Here is a 16,340-nt window from a genome sequence, read left to right as displayed (position 1 = left end):
TTCTTGGTCAGTTTGCCGAATCAGTTTTTTTGATCAGTCTGCATAAACGAGATTGATCAATGTTATAAAAATCACCCGCAACATTGATTCCAGTCGCCACTAGAATTGCATCCAGGTGATTTGCGTATCTACCCACATTCTCCGCGGTTATTCCCGATGCCAATGCCAAAGCGCTCTCTCCAACGCCTTCTCTAAAAATTTTTGCTTTCTCGACGCCAGCCTCTTGGCCAGTCGCCGCCCCGGATGTCGTAACCACATCCATCCATCCGGCCGCGACCGATGCCGCTGTTTGAAAATATTGTTGGTCAACAATCCGCTGCTTTTTAAATGCCGTGCCTCCAAAATACAGGCCTCTCCAGCCGCACTTTTTTTTAATCGCTAATATTTCGGTGGCCTCGGGCTGGTCATCGGCGCTGCTTTGTTCATCTATCCTGGCATCGTCAGCCCAATAACCGTCCACAACACATCCATCTTTCTCCAAACCAGCAAGCATGGGAAACGCTTTCTTGCCAGTGACCGCAAGGAAATTAACCCCCAGCCACACCGACGGATACGCAGATCTAACGGAGCGAATAATGGGCAAAAACCGGTCGGCCTCAAAGTCATGGTTGATCAGAAACACCCCGGCCGCCCGTTCGTCCATCGCGATGCCGACATTGCGGCTGGTTTGCTCATGATCCAGCACATGAATGACTGGCAATACCGCCGGCCCATGCGAGCAAAAACCATGCGACCTAAAATGCTTTTTAAACTGAAATCTGTTCAATTGATGATAGCCCTCATCGCGCCGGTCCCGGGAAATGAGACGTTATAATCAGGCATTTAAGTTTCCGCTTTTTTGGTATTGTTACCACATGATTTTAATACCTTGTGAAAAACCTCCTCACAACCTGGAAATATCTGAAAATACAGTGCTTTAATCTTGGCATAGACATATTTTACACCATTATTAGAGACCTTTGCATAATTCAAAATACTATCGGAAGTGGGACTTTAGTCTCGCTATCGGCAATCATCTTGCGCGGCTAAAGCCGCACTTCCGGTAATTATGCAAAGGTCTCTATTAAAAGCTGGCGTCCCGTTATCCCGGCAACGGAATTTCCTTCTGCCCGTCGGGGACGCTGTATCCCCGTTGCACCGCTGGCCGGGCCGCGATCGCCAGATACCAACGTTTTACATTCGGGTATTCGTTCAGGTTGATTCCCTGCCATTCGAATCTTGCGATCCAGGGCCACGAAGCGATATCGGCGACTGAATACTCGCCCGCCAGGTATTCGTGATTTTCAAGTTGCTGCTCCATGACATCGTATAAACGCTGTGCTTCAATGGAATAGCGCCTTGAAGCGTAGTCGCTGACCCCTTTGTTAAACCTAAGAAAATGGTGCGCTTGTCCGAGCATCGGCCCGAGGCCGCCCATTTGAAACATCAGCCATTGCATTGTGCGCCAGCGAGCGGCCTCGTTGCACGGCATGAAGCGTCCGCTTTTGTCGGCCAGATACAGCAGAATCGCGCCGGATTCCATCATCGCCATACCGTTGTCGTGATCGACGATCGCCGGAATTTTATTGTTCGGGCTGATCTTCAGAAAATTGTCATCAAACTGCTCATGGTTGGTGATGTCGATGGGATGCACCGTGTATGGCATGGCGATCTCCTCCAGCATGATGGAAACCTTTTGCCCATTGGGCGTACTCCAAGTGTATAAATCAATCAAGGGTAATCTCCAGGGTAATTTTCGAACGGTTGATTAAGCGCTGCTTCGCAATGTTTTCGTGAGCATGACTTTAGTAGCTCAGGGCAGATTCAGGCGAGTGGCACTGTTTCACTCGCCCCAATCGCAATAAAAGGGATGCCACCCTTGCCACTAAACTTCTTCGTTACCGGCGATGTCTTCGAACCAAATGTCAGGACATTGTTCGATAAACTTCGACATCAGAGCTTTACACTTCTCGTCATCGGTTAAAACCACTTCCACGCCATGCTCCCGAAGAAACGCTATGTTTCCCGGGAAGTTCTGGTCTTCACCGACGACCACGCGATTGATGCCAAAATGCACGATAGCCCCGGCGCACATCATGCACGGGCTTAACGTGGTGTACAGATCGATATCGCTATAATCAGTAATAATCCCAGCATTTCGCAGGCAATCGGTTTCGCCGTGAATGATTGGGTCTCCCTGTTGCACACGTTTGTTTCTGCCGCGGGCAATGACCTCGCCATCTTGAACCATCACCGCACCGACCGGAACACCACCTTCCTCGTACCCTGCCACGGCTTCCAGATAAGCCTGTTGTAAAAATTTTTGATCAGCTTGGTTGACAGTCTGCGTGCTTAATGCCATACACTGGTGCATTGGCGAAAATGTGATCGGGATGTTTTTTATTTTCAACAGGTTAATGGCCTGATTTAATGTTTCAGGCAGGCCAATAACCAGGCCGCCAATGGCAAACTGTAAAATCGTTCCTGCCACCAACATATCTGGATATTGGGTGGTGTATAAAACCAGTTCCGCCTGATCGCTTCGTCGACCGGCCCGGCGAATACAGTCCATTTCCGCTGCCGCAATGGGGTCATTAATTTGCTGACTGCGATCATGACTGCTTGCAATAACTTCTCCGTTCTTCACTAATACCGCACCTGCCGGGATTCCGCCCTCGGTTTCGCTTTGGCGCGCATGAGCCGCCGCAATTTCAAGAAAGTTGCCTTGCTGCAATTTTGAACACTTCAATTTTGCCAATTTTAAACGCCTGCCTCAATAACAAAAATTTGTGACATAATTCTATAATAGAGTGTACATTAAATCATCCATCAACAAATTCGGACCCCAAATCAGGACTTAATAATGAATGCAACCATCGTTAATCACCCTCTGATTCAACATAAACTCACTTTGATGCGGCGCAAGGAAACTCCGACCAGTTTGTTTCGACGGTTGGTGAACGAAATAGCGATGTTGCTTGGATACGAAGTAACCCGGGATCTTGAGCTCACCAAGCGGGAAATCGAAACGCCACTGGAAGCTATGAAATCGCCGGTGTTGGCTGGAAAGAAACTTTGTTTCGTTTCGATTTTACGCGCCGGCAATGGTTTGCTCGACGGCATGCTCACTCTAATGCCTTCGGCCCGAGTAGGTCATGTCGGGTTGTATCGAGATCCGACCACCCTAGTTGCCGTCGAATACTATTATAAAGTACCCCGGGACATCAGTGAGCGCCTCGCCATTGTTGTGGATCCCATGCTGGCCACGGCCAATTCAGCAATTGCCGCGGTGGACCGATTAAAACAAGGCGGCGCAAACAAATTGAAGTTTGTTTGTTTATTAGCGGCCCCAGAAGGTGTCGAGGCGTTTACCCAGTCACACCCGGATGTGCCCATTTTTACCGCAGCTATTGACCGCGAATTGAATGACCACGGTTACATCCTGCCGGGGCTGGGGGATGCTGGCGACCGAATTTACGGAACGCGTTAACCTACGCAACTGGGCGCACACCCGGCGCGGGCAGTCCTTGTCTGCCCATGTTATCGCTCATGTTATCGCCCATATTATCGAGTGGCATTGATGCCCCTATAAGCCCCTGCAAATTAATTTTTGGGAATAACCTCATAACCTGCTTGTTCCGGTTCATCGTCCAGCATCTGCGAGGGAAAGCCGGGCGCGCGTATATCCAGTTCTGTCGCCTCCTCCAGTCGTCGAACAATATTCGGTGAATATTCCCGAGCGCCGTAACGTTTTTGCCCGTCTTTAAAAATAGCCACCATAAGCGGGGCAAGTTCTAACGGCACATTGCCGCGTCTGGCCACTTCGCTGAACAAACCAATATCCTTGCACACTAAATCCATGGTGAAACTGATGTCGCGGCTGCCGTTCAAAATAACCTGACTTTCGGTTTCATGGACAAATGAATTGCCGGATGAAATTCGGATGGCTTCGTAGGCGATGTTCAAATCCATGCCTGCGGCTTTGGAGGTAACCAAGGCTTCGCACAGTGTGAGCAGGTTTGCGGTGGCCAGATAATTGGTCACCACTTTGAGGATTGACGCCGACCCAAGGGCGCCGGTGTGCAAGACCCGCCGACCCATTGTGGTCAATATCGGCAGCATGCGCTCAAACACGGCTCTTTCGCCGCCCGCGAATATGGCGATGTTGCCGGTGGCGGCGCGGTGACATCCGCCGGAGACCGGACAATCCATCGGCTCGGCACCTACGGCTTTGACTAATGCGCCAAGCCGGCATACTTCCGCTTCATCTGTGGTACTCATTTCCGCCCATATTTTACCATCTCTCAACCCTTTCAATGCGCCATCGTCGGCTTCCATAACCGCCGCACTGGCAGCCGGATTTGGCAGGCAGGTAATCAGGATATCAACATTTTCGGCCATTTCTTTTGGGCTATTGCCCCACTTGGCGCCGCCATCCAAAAACAGCTGGGCCGCCGGTTTTTCAAGATCGCGAACTGTCAGATCAAACCCATTACGCAACAGGCTGCCAGCCAGCTTACCGCCTATATTGCCCAAACCGATAAAACCTACTTTAGTCATAAAATTGCTCCGCCAAGATGAAATTACCCGATGAAATTAAAAATGAGGGGCGGGAAATTCAAACTTCACGGATTATTTCCTAAATTATTGATTGAATCAAATATAATATTGTTGCCAGTCAGTGTATTCTTTGGCTTGCTCTATAGATAAAACAGCACATTAAAACAGAAGAAGAGAATAATGAAAAGAATATGCGTTTACTGCGGATCAAAACCCGGCAGTCGGCCAGAATATCTGGAATCAGCAAAAAATCTGGGGCAGGCTTTATTAGCCCGCAATATTGGGTTGGTATACGGCGGGGCGAGCGTCGGACTTATGGGAAAAATTGCGGTCACCATGATAGAGAATGGCGGAGAAACTATCGGCGTTATTCCGCAATCGCTGTTTGATAACGAAATCGTCCACCCTGGACTAACCGAATTGATTACTGTCGAGAATATGCACCAGAGAAAAGAGACCATGGCTTCCCTGGCGGATGGCTTCATTGCACTTCCCGGCGGTTTTGGAACTCTGGAAGAAGTTTTCGAAGCCATCACCTGGTCGCAATTGAAGATTCATATAAAACCCATCGGCTTGCTCAATGTATGTGGATACTATGACCCGTTGTCTGCTTTCATTGACCATGCAGTGGCTCAAGAATTTATCAAACCAAAGCATCAATCGTTATACACCATCCATGATGACCCTGATAATCTGTTGGATGAAATGCGCGAAACCATGAAGCGCCTCAGCAAACAAACTGAGCATAAAATTGCAGCGGGAGCGTGTGTTTAGTTTGTCAAGATATTGGTAGAATTTTAATTTCACGGGGAGTTGTTCAGTAAATGAAGAAAAACAAAAAATTTTGGGTCTATCTGGCAGGTCCGATTGTCGGTTGCAATGAGGTTCAGATACACCGGTGGCGGGAGGTCATCAAGAAAAGTTTTGGACAGTGGATGGATTTCATAGACCCGACCGAAAAATTGCTACCGTATAAGGAAAGGAAATACAAGTTTATCCGCTCCGATCTTGACTCCATTGAGCAAGCGGACGGACTGCTGGTCAATATGTGGCGGGAATCCATCGGCTCCGCTCTCGGTTTGGTACACGCCCACCAAGCGGGACGCCCTGTGGTTGTCGCTAATCCCAACCATCTTCACAACAGGATGCTTGAGTTCTATGCGGACGCTACGGAGGATACGCCGTGGAAAGCCGCAAATGCATTGCTGAATATTCTTAGGGCAGAGGCAAACTGGTCGGTCAAAAAATCCTGCGGACGGGAAACCGAACCGTTTCAACGCCAAAAACTGATGAAGTCAATCAGCTACGCCTGCCTGACGGTTGATTGCGATGGAATCATCATACCCCGGCTGGTTTTACCGAGAGCGATTGAGCGGCTGAAAAAGATAGACCGCAAAATAAAGAAAGAGATTGATATCGGTGATATCCGCATGGCAGTTATGGAAACACTGGACGAACTGAAAGAGTCGTCTCAGATACCGAACATTAAGAAAGTCATGAATGAGTGGCAAAAAGACAAAACGCCGCAAAGGGGACGCCTCCCCACTAATCAGAACCAACCGCCATTCGATGCGACAAAACCGCGGCGGCCGGCAAGAGTTAAAGTAGCAAGCCACGGTAGCCACGGCACAATCTGGGGGAAATCAAAAAACCGACTTGAAGATATTCCATCTCCGGCCCGGGAGGTATTTGAGGTTATTCAGCAGGTTCCCGGAATTACGGAAATCTTGTTGCATCGTTTTAACAGACAGAAATCGGGGCTCCCCTGTGAAGCGGCTGTCTCTTTATCCAAGACACCATTTCGCATTGAAGGGAAACTGTTTGACAACAAACAAAGCGTCAAGGGAACATGCCAAACATTTCAGGTATCGATACAATTCGATGACCAGAAAAAAAGAATATTGGACAACATCAGGAGCGGACTAAAAAAGCAGAATCTCCTTAAATCAGGACAAGACGGCGCGGCCTAAATCCATCTGATATTGCTAAAGTGCAACAAAGCCGAAACACAAACACCAGCCGAGGCGCATGGCGACCCGATGGCAACCAGCGACTTGCGCGATACAAGCGGTTTCTGGCTGATGTGGAGCTGGCGAGCAGAGAAATCTCTACCGCGCACTGCCCCGACACCGTCGCCGTGAACGACTGTACAGCGACCGCTGCGTCGCAGCTTTAAATTGCTTATCAACCCAGGTTTTGCTTCAGGGTTTTGACGTACTCAATTATTCTCTCACAAGCGATAATCAATTTATCCTCGGGGACACATAAACTAATCCGAATCAACCCCCGGCCCGAGGCGCCGAATCCATCACAGGGCAATACCGCGACATCGTATTGATCGAGCATATTCCGAGCAAAATCCCGACTGCTAATTCCTGATTCACGCACATCCACGACAACGTACATCCCCCCCGCCGAGCTGAAGACATTCAACCCATCAATTCCCAGTAATTTATTAATCAAAATTTTTCGTCGGGAATCCATATTTTTTCTGACTTTATCGGCGGTGACCGGCCCCATCTTAAATGCGGTAACAGCAGCGTCCATAATAAATTCCGGCAATCCATATGTCATGCACATGGACAAGTTATACAGGTTTTCCATTAGCGGTTTTGGCCCGACTATCCAACCCAACCGCCAGCCGGTCATGCGCTGGGATTTAGACAAACTGGAAACGGTAATGCATACCTGGTCGGCACCCGCTAAACTGGCTGGACTGGCACGCTCCTGCGGCAGCAGAATTTCCTGATAAACCTCGTCATTGATTAACCAAATTTCTTTCTCGACACAAATATCCACAATGGGTTTGAATTGTTCCAGGGTGTACACCGCCCCAACAGGATTGTTCGGAGAATTCAGGACTATTGCTTTAGTTCGTTTGGTAATCGCCGCCAAAACATCATCAGGATCAATTTGAAAATTATTTTCAGCGGTTACTGGAACGCTCGCCAGAGTCGCGCCCGATGCGGTGAAGGTTGCTAAATATGTGGTGTAGTACGGCTCAATTAGAATGACTTCATCACCATGTTCCAGCACACACTGCGCCGCGGCGAATAACGCATTTTGAGCGCCCGTGAACACCGCGCAGTTTGATTCATCCACCCCTTGCCCGGTTAATTCATTGTGTCGCCTGGCAATGGCTTTACGCAATGCCAACGTGCCCTCAATCTGCGCGTAGTGATGTCGTCCATTTCGCAGACTGGCGATTGCGGAATTTACGATTTCATCATCGGTGTATTCATCGGTTTCCTGACCCACACTTAGAATAATGACATCTTCCCCCGCTTCCCTTCTCGCCAGTCCTTCATAGTGCACTTCCCAGGCATCAACACTTTCCCCGGAGATTCGTTGTGTCAGGGTTGAAAATTTCATCAGTGTTTTAGTCAATAGCATGAAAAACCGAATAGTATCACGCCAGATTTGAATCAAACCATTAGCAAATAAGCTTATTCATAAATGGGCGACCAGGCATCATAATGAATAGAGCCAGAATAAATAATGGCGCGCCGACTAAAATGCCACGCCAAAAGATTCAACCTCCGGCAGCCCCCAAATCACATCAATTATTGATTCCATTTCCGCGCGCTCCATCACCCCGCTATACTGCGCCAGGTTAATCGCTTTTGTTTCCAGCTCGTCTCTGGTTAGCATATTTTCCGGATCGCCTTTTGGCGTATTCACAAATGCTTGCAAAATTCCGCCAGAATGCAATTTCACCTCCACTCTGGCGCCCCACTTTTCGGGATACTGCTGATCGATATCCGCGTCAACGATCATATGTACGCGCTGCCTAAGATCAGCATTGATCGGATCAGAAAGCGCTTGCTCCGAGAAATCAGAAATTCCGGCGGACCGATGCCGTGCGATCAACGCCAGCACGAAGCCCATGGAAAATTTTGATTGGTGGATGGTATTTGGAACATCGACTGCACCCAAGACATCTTTGGCTGCTTGATAAACATAAGCCCGGATATGTTCAATATCCCTGAAATCCAAGTCATGTTCGTGGCAAATCTGAAGCAGCGCGTCCGCAGCGGGATGGGTATGGCGGCACGAGGCATGAAACTTGAATGAGGTCTCCGTCAACGCCCAGCGCACACCGAGACGGTCGGTTAGTTTAGCGCTATCGCCCTCGCCTAACATACCTTCCGCCATTCCTTGTTGTCCTTCAAGTATTTGGCTGGCGGCGGTCAAGCCGTGTTGCGCGCTATAAGCCGCAAGCAAGCCGTCCGCCGCTGCTTTGGCCGTATGCAGTTGTTTGGAATCAGCCGCATCCCGTAAAAATTCCCACAACCCGCCGGCCTGGGTTCCGGCCGAACCCAGGGCGTGGCGTGTTTGCTCTGGATTGAGATTGAGCATTCTTGCCACTGCCATCGCCGCAGCCAGGGTGCCTGCGGTGGCGGTGGTATGAAAAACCCGATAATGCGAGCGCCCCAAAAATTCGCCAATGCGTATTCCGCATTCGTAACCCACCGCGGCGGCGGTTAAAAAATCCCTCCCGGAAACAGCGGGCAATGACTGCGCCACAGCAAAAATCGGCGGAAACACCACCGTGCCCGGATGCAAAATCGAAGCGTTATGTATGTCATCCTGCTCCACCATATGCGATGCCGCTCCGTTCACCAGAGCGGCGAATAGCGGGCTGCTGGATTGTTCACTGCCAAACAACTGACACGGCCCTGATTCGGGACCCATATCCCGAGCAAATCGTTTAAATACCGCAGCACTGCGGGACCTGCATCCAGCGAGTGCCGAGCCGTACCAGTCGAGGAATAACCATTGCGCGCGGCGGATTACATTTTCGGGAATTTGGTCAAACGCCAATCCAGATGCAAATGTTGCCAATTGTTTGGATGGGGTATCCGGCATAAAATATTATTTTCAAATCGACTAAAATTATTTTGAATTGCTGTTGTCTTATTTGTGTTGCAATTCATTACGAATTGACATTATTAAGAATTCACATTAAGGCGTATAAGTATGACTCGATTGGCAAAAACTTCAATAGTATTGTTCCTGGCATTGTTCATAACATTGTTCTGGACTACACTTTTAATTAATTCGAGTTTCGCCGGTGAAAGTGAAATTGCCAGCGGGACATGGACGACAAAAGGTTATGCCATAAATGGCGGATGGAAAATCGTGGCGCGGGATGATAAAAAAATTATCATTTTTGATGAACACTTCAAAACCAAAAAAGGTCCCGATTTGAAAGTTTATCTTTCCAGGAAATCAATCAAAGACATCGGCGGCGGCGATGTTATCCAATCCTCGGTAAAAATCAGCCCGTTGAATTCCCACAAAGGCGCGCAGGAATATGAAATTCCAAACAATGTTAATTTAAACGACTTTGCCTCTTTGTTGATTCATTGCGAAGCTTATGCCCATCTGTGGGGTGGTGCGGCACTGAGGTGGAATTTGGAGAATAACTAACGTAACGCCTCTTTTACGCATTGCTGGAAGAAAATCGCGCCCGGTTCTTGTTGCATGGAAAGCAGCCCGGTTTGATAAACGCCGCCTTCAAGGTTTTTTTGTACCCGGGTGCAAATACCGATATCCTCTTTCATCACCTGGCTGGAAAATTCGATCGCCTGTTTGCGTTGCGGTTTATCGATCGATGGCTTAAACCAGAACCATCGTTGCATAACTGTCGTTTGTGGACCAATCGGAATCACGCGCTCGATATTAAAACTATTCATGGAAAAATGCAGCAGCATGCCGGGAAACTTATAAATCCAAAACCCCGAAGAACCGTCTTGCGAACGGTCTTTATAAACCACCTCAAAGCCAACAAATTTACCGTTTTCATATGCTGCAATTCGGGTTTGTTTGCTGACCAACGCGGCATTAAGCCCAGGATGAATCGTCGGCAGGTGATAGCCCTCCGCAGAATTATCACTGTAGTTTTTCCAGTTTATGCTGCCTTCATTGCTGCGCATGGCCTCGAAAGTCATTTCAGAAATCGTCGGATAATTTTCCGATATTCGCACAATATCCCCCAACCAAGACTCAAGCGAGGCACACTCCCGGTCCAAACAAGCGAACACCAAACCATTCCAGATATCGACCTTTACCGGAATTAAACTAAATTTTTCCGGTGTCACCTGTTCGCCCATCTTGAACCCGGGCGCATTCTTTAATCTCCCATTCAAGTCATAACTCCAGGCATGATAGGGACAAGTGAATTGGGTCAGCGAGCCGTTATCTTCGGTGCATATCGTTGAGGCGCGATGACGGCATAAATTAAGAAAACCTTTCAATTCGCCTTGCAGGGTACGAACAATAACGATGAATTGGTTGGTAATTGTTGCGGTGACAAACTGCCCCGGTTTCGCCACTTCGGCACCATCGATAATGAAAGTCCAGTTTTTTTCAAAAATATTTTTTTGTTCGCGACGAAAAACCGCTTCATCGTAATACCAATTCGCCGGCAAGGATTCCACAGTGTTTGACATTTATCTGCTCTGATCTATTTGGCCTATCCGCGCCATCTCGTTACGGTAGGCGAATATTGCCGGCGCGCCTCCAGTATGAATCACAACAATTTTTCTAAATCGAGACAGCGACCCGTCCTCAATAAGTTTAATGGCGCATGCCAGGGTCTTGCCCGAATAAACCGGGTCCAGCAGCAATCCTTCGCAGGTCGCCGCCATCTGAATGGCGCGATTCACAAGCGCCGACATCTGGCCATAGCCCGGCGCCAACGCGCTGTCATCGGTCCAAATATCTTCATCTTTCACTAAAGTCGACAACTTCAACATCGCCGATAAATTCGAGCAATGGGATTTGATGCGGGAAAATTGCAATGCCTTGTTTCTTCTTACGCAAACGCCCAGCACCGCAACACTCGACCCATGCAAGCGCAATCCAAACAACAGCCCGGCATGGGTCAAGCCGCTTCCAGATCCCACGACAATCAAATCCGGAGCGAATTTCTGCTGCGCAAATTGTTCAATTAATTCTTGTGCAGCGACCATATACCCGAGCGCGCCTTTAGGCTCTTTTACGGGCATCAAGGGAATAACATAGGGTTTCCTGCCTTTCTGTTTTAACTCATCGGCAATGCGATTTATTTCTCCATCCGCGCCTTGTTCATCCTCTCCATCGGCATAGTGATGAATGGCGGCGCCGAACATACCTGTAAGCATTCGATTGCCCGAATTTTGATAGTCGGTGGATTGATTATCCACTCGATCCTCTAACTGGATATGGCATTCCAACCCCAGATTGCTCGCTGCCGCGGCGATGGTACGCATATAATTTGATTGTACTGCGCCGGTACTTAACACCGTATCGCAACCTTTATCCAGGGCATCCCCAAGATAAAATTCTATCTGCCGCACCTTGTTTCCGCCAAACCCAAGACCGGTGCAATCATCTCGTTTTACATAAAGTTCGATGCCGTCATACTTAGCAGACAATCGCGGCATGTATTCCAGCGGCGTAGGGGTATGCGCCAATTCAACTCTGGGAATACCGCGTAGCACGGCAGCTAATTTACCCGCGGTTGATTTATGCGTGGAATTCATCTCAATAGTATAATAGTCGGTTACATCCAACATGCCATACCGATTCGATAAGGCAATTTTAGCGGCACATTCAACAATTCGATAGGCCATTCTCCAGCACAATAATATGCCACACTCTTTATACTTGCCCGAAGAAATGGGAACTGCCGTGGTGCAGCCGACCGGGGAATTCGAGGCCGGATCATACCAATCTTTCAAACTTACTTATTTTGTTACACAAAAGTTTGACCGGCAACGCGCCGATTTATTTGGCAGTTATTTCTCCAGTTCCGCCTGTAACGCGGGCACCGCAACAAACAGGTCCTCATTCCATCCATAGTCTGAAACCTGAAAGATGGGCGCTTCCTCATCGTTATTAATGGCAACTATGACTTTCGAATCCTTCATCCCGGCCAAGTGCTGAATCGCGCCGGAAATACCGACTGCCAGATACAGATCCGGGGCCACCACTTTTCCGGTTTGTCCAACCTGATAATCATTGGGAACAAACCCGGCGTCAACCGCGGCACGGGAGGCACCAACCGCACCGCCAAGTTGATCGGCTAGTTTTTCGAGTAAGGGAAAGTTTTCTCCGCTTTGCATACCCCGCCCACCGGAAACAACCACTCGGGCGGAGGTTAATTCAGGTCGTTCACTGGGGCTTAATGACTGCTCAATAAACTGTACCCGATTCGTGGCGCCGGCATCGTCAATGCTCTCAATTTCTGCCCATTTACTTTGGTCGGCACTTTCGCCATCAGCAAGCTCAAACGCCGTAGTGCGCACGGTCAGCATTTTCACTGCATCCGAGGATTTCACTTTTGATAATGCATTGCCGGCATAAATTGGTCGCACAAAAGTATCGGCATCGACTACTTCGCTGATATCCGATATCGCCTGAACGTCACAAAGCGCGGCAACGTAAGGAATCAGCGCCTTGCCGAATGTCGAGGCCGGCGCCATCACATGGCTATAGCTATCGTCTTTGCCATCGCCATTGACTATAGATTTTATCAGTGCTGCAGTGTTTTCAGTGATTTCATGGGCATAGGTAGCGCAATCACATACCCATACCTTGCTAACCTCGGCTATTTTTGCAGTAGCATCAGCAACACCAGCACAGTCTTGGCCGGCAACTAAAACATGCACATCGCCCCCCACTTGCCCAGCCGCGGTTACGGTATTGAGCGTTGCCGGCGCTAATTCAGATTTATCGTGTTCTGCTATTACTAGAATACTCATTTAGATCACCTTCGCTTCATTTTTTAGTTTGTCAACCAGTTCCGCCGCACTTGAAACCATAACCCCCGCGTCCCGCGCTGGTGGTTCGGTTACTTGCAGTACCTCAATACGGTTGCTGATATCCACACCCAATTGTTCCGGCGTTACCATATCGATGGGTTTCTTTTTCGCCTTCATGATATTCGGCAAGGAGGCATATCGCGGTTCATTCAGTCTTAAGTCCGTGGTCACCACTGCCGGAGAGGTGATTTGCAGATTTTCCAGCCCGGCGTCAATTTCTCTGGTAATCGCAAACCCGCCGTGGTTCTTTTCTATTTTCGAGATATAGCTTCCCAGAGGTCGTTGCATAATCGCTGCCAGCATTTGACCGGTTTGATTATTGTCGTCGTCAATAGATTGTTTTCCAAGAATAATCAGGTCGGCCGACTCTTTTTCCGCAACCGCTTTAATCATTTTGGCAATTGCCAGCGGTTCCAACGTCGCCTCAGTATTAATATGAACACCACGATCGGCGCCCATTGCCAGACCAGTACGAATAGTTTCCTGACATTTTTCAGGGCCTGCGGAGACCATAATCACCTCTTCGGCATGTCCGGCTTCTTTTAGACGCAGCGCTTCTTCTACCGCAATTTCACAAAATGGGTTCATCGCCATTTTGACATTGGCTGTTTCAACACCCGTTTGATCAGCCTTGACTCTGACCCTGATGTTTGCGTCGATAACGCGCTTTACTGGTACCAGTATTTTCATTTCGTGGAGTCTCCTCGAAAAGGTGATGAATAGCAAAAATTGGACGCGGATTTTACCCTAATATTTATGCAATGAGTAGCAGATGTATAAGTCCACCCCATATGGCACTCGGGTTGATTATGGATGAGGAAGTTGCAGGAGATTGCAAGCCGAGGCTATGATGGAGCAAGACGGTGTTGCAGTCGACCAGCCAGTCGGCCAGTTTGCGGTTAAAGCCGGGCAGGTCATGGAATAGTTGATCCTCGTGATAATCGACGAACTGCTCTTGGATGGTGCGGTTGAAGCGCTCGGCACAGGGGTTCATTTTGTTCGTATCATCCCTGAAACGAATCCGCTTCGCGGACTACGCGCCATTTCGCTCCCGTCGAAATGGTGGGCGATTTGGGATAAGTCCGCCAGTGGGTGATGCCGTGGGCATCGAGGCGTTGCTGGAGGCGGCCCATGAACTTGGAGCCGTTGTCTTCGATTCTGAAGCGCGGCGGTTGTGGCAGCAGTTGGCACAGCGCGTCAAGGGCGATGGTCGCCTGCTGGCTGGACTGGGCGGCGGCGAAGGCGGTAGCGAAGCGGGAGTGAGGGTCGATGAAAGTGAACAGGCAGCGGCGCAGTCCATCGCGCAGGCGCACCACAGTGTCGCAGGCGAACACTTCAAGCGGTGGATGTTTGCCGCCTTTGGGCTTGCGGGTTTTGCGGTTGCGGGGGATGAGTTTGTGGCGGCCGCGGGCACTCAGTCTGGTGGGGGAATGGCGCATTTTGTTTGGGTCGCGGGCGATGATGCGGCCGATGGCGGAGACGCTGGGCTGTGCAATGTCTTTTTGCCTACACCAGGGTCGCAGCAAGACCCGCAGTTTGGCTTTGCCGAGGTTGGGGAATTGCTCGCGCAGTTGGCGGATTTCCTTGACCAGCGCCGGGGGCGCCTGTGGCTGTCGCCAACGCTTGGGGGCGCAGGATTTGGCAGTCAGGGCGGCCGGGTCGCCGCCGGCTTGGCGCACTGTTTCCAGCGATAAAGCGTTCTGCGACTGACATCGAAGGCATCACAGGTCGCGGCTACGCCATGATCCGCGAAGAAACCGAGGATTTTGAGGCGTTGTTGAGCATGTTTGGAAGTCATCTCCCAAAGCTGCCCTAAACAGGCTACGCGGCAAAGCCTTTGCTCGGTATCCGATATGCTGATGTTGCATGACTCTCCTTCTGCATCGGAGCGCCAAAGGTATCTGGCGCTTATACAGCAGATTATCGGACCATTAGGGTAAGGAAACTCTGATTTAAGGCGGTGACACTCAAATTGTCGAATTTTATTCTCAAGCATTTATTATCTGATTGGCGGGATTTCTTAACGGTATTTGACTTGTCTTTCGCCGCCTTTAGCCGCTGATCCCCTTATTCGCTTGCTCCAGGCGCAATCATCATAATGCCGGCCTCAATAAGCGCTTCTTGGCCATCGCCAAATTAATCAACGCACAACTCGTGAACATATGATTCGTGTTCTTGTCCAGAACCTATGTATCTCACCTTGGTGAAATGGAATTGGCGTTTCATCACAAAAAACATATGCTCCGCTTTGCGCCGCGCTTTTGACTTGTTCCGATTCCTCCGCCTTTCCCCACCCGATAACTTGCGGCATCCCGCCCCTTCTTGCGGGTATCGTCCCTTGCCTTCGGCGCACACCGGCTGAGCGCCTTTTTCCGATCGCTATAAGCCGAGCCCCACACACCCTGGTTTCCCCGCCATGCAGCCACTCTTCCAATACCTCAGAATCAGGCGTTTTCGCCGCACCGCTACCGAGTGAATCAGTTTGCTCTGGCTATCCACCCCAACATGCGCCTTCATCCCGAAATACCATTGCCTCCCCTTGCGCGTCGAGCGCAGGTCCGGGTCGCGTCGCTTCGCCTTATTCCCGTCCGAGGCCGCTCAATCAAGGTCGCATCCACGAGCGCGCCCTTCGACGCAAACAGCCTGTTTTCTGTCAAATATTCACTCACTAAATGAAACAACCTCTCGCCTAGCCCCGCCCCTTCCAGTACATGCTGAAACTTGCATGTCGCGGTCTCATCCGGTGCCGTTTCCCGACCCAGGTCAATCCGTGCGAATTGCCGCAAACAAGCCATGTCATAAAGCGCGTCCTCCATCCCCGGACCGGATAAGTCAAGCCAATGCCGCATCAGAAGGCAATATGCTTATTCATCATTGCGTTTAGAACGATCAGTTTGTCGCGTCAAACTTAAGATCGCCCGAAATAAACATTTTTCCCACAGACACTTAACACGGATACTTCGACCCGCAGATAAAGGAATTATTGTAGAA

18 protein-coding genes and 1 pseudogene are annotated in these 16,340 nt (G+C 49.6%); 6 read left to right on the top strand and 13 right to left on the bottom strand.

The genetic code is table 11. From position 1 onward, the window contains the following. Positions 1-7 precede the first annotated feature (7 nt). From ACPXXB_RS07025 to ACPXXB_RS07015, 3 genes are all read right to left on the bottom strand, one after another. Positions 8-700 (bottom strand): BtpA/SgcQ family protein, encoded by a 693-nt coding sequence (locus tag ACPXXB_RS07025; protein ID WP_423905883.1) that lies wholly within the window; start codon positions 698-700, stop codon positions 8-10. Positions 701-1,081: 381 nt separating this feature from the next. After that, the gene (locus ACPXXB_RS07020; protein ID WP_423905880.1) at positions 1,082-1,714 is read right to left on the bottom strand and encodes a glutathione S-transferase family protein; all 633 of its coding nucleotides are present in this window, start codon (positions 1,712-1,714) and stop codon (positions 1,082-1,084) included. Between the two features lie 150 nt (positions 1,715-1,864). Then, positions 1,865-2,737 carry a deaminase gene (locus ACPXXB_RS07015; RefSeq protein ID WP_423905878.1) on the bottom strand — a complete coding sequence of 291 codons (873 nt, stop codon included), beginning with the start codon at positions 2,735-2,737 and terminating at the stop codon, positions 1,865-1,867. Between the two features lie 105 nt (positions 2,738-2,842). Here ACPXXB_RS07015 and upp point away from each other — a divergent pair, with 105 nt between their 5' ends. Further along, a complete protein-coding gene (gene upp / locus ACPXXB_RS07010; protein WP_423905876.1) occupies positions 2,843-3,469 on the top strand; it encodes a uracil phosphoribosyltransferase in 627 nt (208 codons plus the stop codon). A gap of 113 nt (positions 3,470-3,582) precedes the next feature. Here the strand turns inward: upp and ACPXXB_RS07005 are convergent, their stop codons facing one another. Continuing rightward, positions 3,583-4,539 (bottom strand): NAD(P)-dependent oxidoreductase, encoded by a 957-nt coding sequence (locus tag ACPXXB_RS07005; RefSeq protein WP_423905873.1) that lies wholly within the window; start codon positions 4,537-4,539, stop codon positions 3,583-3,585. A gap of 180 nt (positions 4,540-4,719) precedes the next feature. Here ACPXXB_RS07005 and ACPXXB_RS07000 point away from each other — a divergent pair, with 180 nt between their 5' ends. From ACPXXB_RS07000 to ACPXXB_RS06990, 3 genes and pseudogenes are all read left to right on the top strand, one after another. Further along, the gene (locus tag ACPXXB_RS07000) at positions 4,720-5,313 is read left to right on the top strand and encodes a TIGR00730 family Rossman fold protein (RefSeq protein WP_423905870.1); all 594 of its coding nucleotides are present in this window, start codon (positions 4,720-4,722) and stop codon (positions 5,311-5,313) included. Between the two features lie 50 nt (positions 5,314-5,363). Continuing rightward, on the top strand, positions 5,364-6,509 hold the full coding sequence (locus tag ACPXXB_RS06995; RefSeq protein WP_423905867.1) for a hypothetical protein: 1,146 nt from the start codon (positions 5,364-5,366) through the stop codon (positions 6,507-6,509). Between the two features lie 83 nt (positions 6,510-6,592). After that, positions 6,593-6,688 (top strand): annotated as a pseudogene (locus ACPXXB_RS06990) (DNA/RNA nuclease SfsA); the annotation flags it as partial. Between the two features lie 35 nt (positions 6,689-6,723). Here the strand turns inward: ACPXXB_RS06990 and ACPXXB_RS06985 are convergent. Together ACPXXB_RS06985 and ACPXXB_RS06980 are read right to left on the bottom strand one after the other, a co-directional pair. Next, on the bottom strand, positions 6,724-7,911 hold the full coding sequence (locus ACPXXB_RS06985) for a pyridoxal phosphate-dependent aminotransferase (protein ID WP_423905865.1): 1,188 nt from the start codon (positions 7,909-7,911) through the stop codon (positions 6,724-6,726). A 138-nt stretch (positions 7,912-8,049) separates the two neighbouring features. Beyond that, positions 8,050-9,408 (bottom strand): MmgE/PrpD family protein, encoded by a 1,359-nt coding sequence (locus ACPXXB_RS06980; RefSeq protein ID WP_423905864.1) that lies wholly within the window; start codon positions 9,406-9,408, stop codon positions 8,050-8,052. A gap of 111 nt (positions 9,409-9,519) precedes the next feature. On the opposite strand from ACPXXB_RS06980, the gene ACPXXB_RS06975 reads away from it, so the two are divergent. Beyond that, positions 9,520-9,972: a DM13 domain-containing protein gene (locus ACPXXB_RS06975; protein WP_423905861.1), complete on the top strand. Its 453-nt coding sequence runs from the start codon at positions 9,520-9,522 to the stop codon at positions 9,970-9,972. Here ACPXXB_RS06975 and ACPXXB_RS06970 read toward each other — a convergent pair. The 5 genes from ACPXXB_RS06970 to ACPXXB_RS06950 form a co-directional block, all read right to left on the bottom strand. Further along, positions 9,969-10,994, bottom strand: coding sequence for an aromatic ring-hydroxylating oxygenase subunit alpha (locus ACPXXB_RS06970; protein WP_423905859.1), 1,026 nt, complete (start codon positions 10,992-10,994; stop codon positions 9,969-9,971). The genes ACPXXB_RS06975 and ACPXXB_RS06970 overlap by 4 nt on opposite strands. Continuing rightward, positions 10,995-12,266: a D-cysteine desulfhydrase family protein gene (locus ACPXXB_RS06965; protein WP_423905856.1), complete on the bottom strand. Its 1,272-nt coding sequence runs from the start codon at positions 12,264-12,266 to the stop codon at positions 10,995-10,997. It lies immediately after the preceding gene. A 57-nt stretch (positions 12,267-12,323) separates the two neighbouring features. Beyond that, a complete protein-coding gene (locus ACPXXB_RS06960) occupies positions 12,324-13,289 on the bottom strand; it encodes an electron transfer flavoprotein subunit alpha/FixB family protein (protein ID WP_423905854.1) in 966 nt (321 codons plus the stop codon). Continuing rightward, on the bottom strand, positions 13,290-14,039 hold the full coding sequence (locus ACPXXB_RS06955) for an electron transfer flavoprotein subunit beta/FixA family protein (protein WP_423905852.1): 750 nt from the start codon (positions 14,037-14,039) through the stop codon (positions 13,290-13,292). It lies immediately after the preceding gene. Between the two features lie 64 nt (positions 14,040-14,103). Beyond that, complete coding sequence (locus ACPXXB_RS06950; RefSeq protein WP_423905851.1) at positions 14,104-14,343, bottom strand: integrase core domain-containing protein; 240 nt, start codon at positions 14,341-14,343, stop codon at positions 14,104-14,106. 1 nt (position 14,344) lies between these two features. On the opposite strand from ACPXXB_RS06950, the gene ACPXXB_RS06945 reads away from it, so the two are divergent. Next, a complete protein-coding gene (locus ACPXXB_RS06945; RefSeq protein ID WP_423905848.1) occupies positions 14,345-15,043 on the top strand; it encodes a hypothetical protein in 699 nt (232 codons plus the stop codon). Here ACPXXB_RS06945 and ACPXXB_RS06940 read toward each other — a convergent pair. Both ACPXXB_RS06940 and ACPXXB_RS06935 read right to left on the bottom strand, forming a co-directional pair. Beyond that, the gene (locus tag ACPXXB_RS06940) at positions 14,995-15,147 is read right to left on the bottom strand and encodes a helix-turn-helix domain-containing protein (RefSeq protein WP_423905846.1); all 153 of its coding nucleotides are present in this window, start codon (positions 15,145-15,147) and stop codon (positions 14,995-14,997) included. The two genes, ACPXXB_RS06945 and ACPXXB_RS06940, sit on opposite strands and share 49 nt — an antisense overlap. 715 nt (positions 15,148-15,862) lie before the next feature. Further along, positions 15,863-16,198: a transposase gene (locus tag ACPXXB_RS06935; RefSeq protein WP_423905844.1), complete on the bottom strand. Its 336-nt coding sequence runs from the start codon at positions 16,196-16,198 to the stop codon at positions 15,863-15,865. Positions 16,199-16,340 lie beyond the last annotated feature (142 nt).

This window comes from Candidatus Spongiihabitans sp., assembly GCF_965237845.1.
In the GTDB taxonomy this organism is placed as follows: Bacteria; Pseudomonadota; Gammaproteobacteria; order Arenicellales; family Poriferihabitantaceae; genus Spongiihabitans.
The sequence above is the reverse complement of the archived record's forward strand: the minus strand, read 5'-3'. Positions and strand labels throughout refer to the sequence as shown.

Coding starts and splice junctions, on each gene's coding strand:
- upp (WP_423905876.1), top strand. CDS start 2,843: ATGAATGCAACCATCGTTAATCACCCTCTGATTCAACATAAACTCACT.
- ACPXXB_RS07005 (WP_423905873.1), bottom strand. CDS start 4,539: ATGACTAAAGTAGGTTTTATCGGTTTGGGCAATATAGGCGGTAAGCTG.
- ACPXXB_RS07000 (WP_423905870.1), top strand. CDS start 4,720: ATGAAAAGAATATGCGTTTACTGCGGATCAAAACCCGGCAGTCGGCCA.
- ACPXXB_RS06995 (WP_423905867.1), top strand. CDS start 5,364: ATGAAGAAAAACAAAAAATTTTGGGTCTATCTGGCAGGTCCGATTGTC.
- ACPXXB_RS06985 (WP_423905865.1), bottom strand. CDS start 7,911: ATGAAATTTTCAACCCTGACACAACGAATCTCCGGGGAAAGTGTTGAT.
- ACPXXB_RS06980 (WP_423905864.1), bottom strand. CDS start 9,408: ATGCCGGATACCCCATCCAAACAATTGGCAACATTTGCATCTGGATTG.
- ACPXXB_RS06975 (WP_423905861.1), top strand. CDS start 9,520: ATGACTCGATTGGCAAAAACTTCAATAGTATTGTTCCTGGCATTGTTC.
- ACPXXB_RS06970 (WP_423905859.1), bottom strand. CDS start 10,994: ATGTCAAACACTGTGGAATCCTTGCCGGCGAATTGGTATTACGATGAA.
- ACPXXB_RS06960 (WP_423905854.1), bottom strand. CDS start 13,289: ATGAGTATTCTAGTAATAGCAGAACACGATAAATCTGAATTAGCGCCG.
- ACPXXB_RS06955 (WP_423905852.1), bottom strand. CDS start 14,039: ATGAAAATACTGGTACCAGTAAAGCGCGTTATCGACGCAAACATCAGG.
- ACPXXB_RS06950 (WP_423905851.1), bottom strand. CDS start 14,343: ATGAACCCCTGTGCCGAGCGCTTCAACCGCACCATCCAAGAGCAGTTC.
- ACPXXB_RS06940 (WP_423905846.1), bottom strand. CDS start 15,147: ATGACTTCCAAACATGCTCAACAACGCCTCAAAATCCTCGGTTTCTTC.
- ACPXXB_RS06935 (WP_423905844.1), bottom strand. CDS start 16,198: ATGCGGCATTGGCTTGACTTATCCGGTCCGGGGATGGAGGACGCGCTT.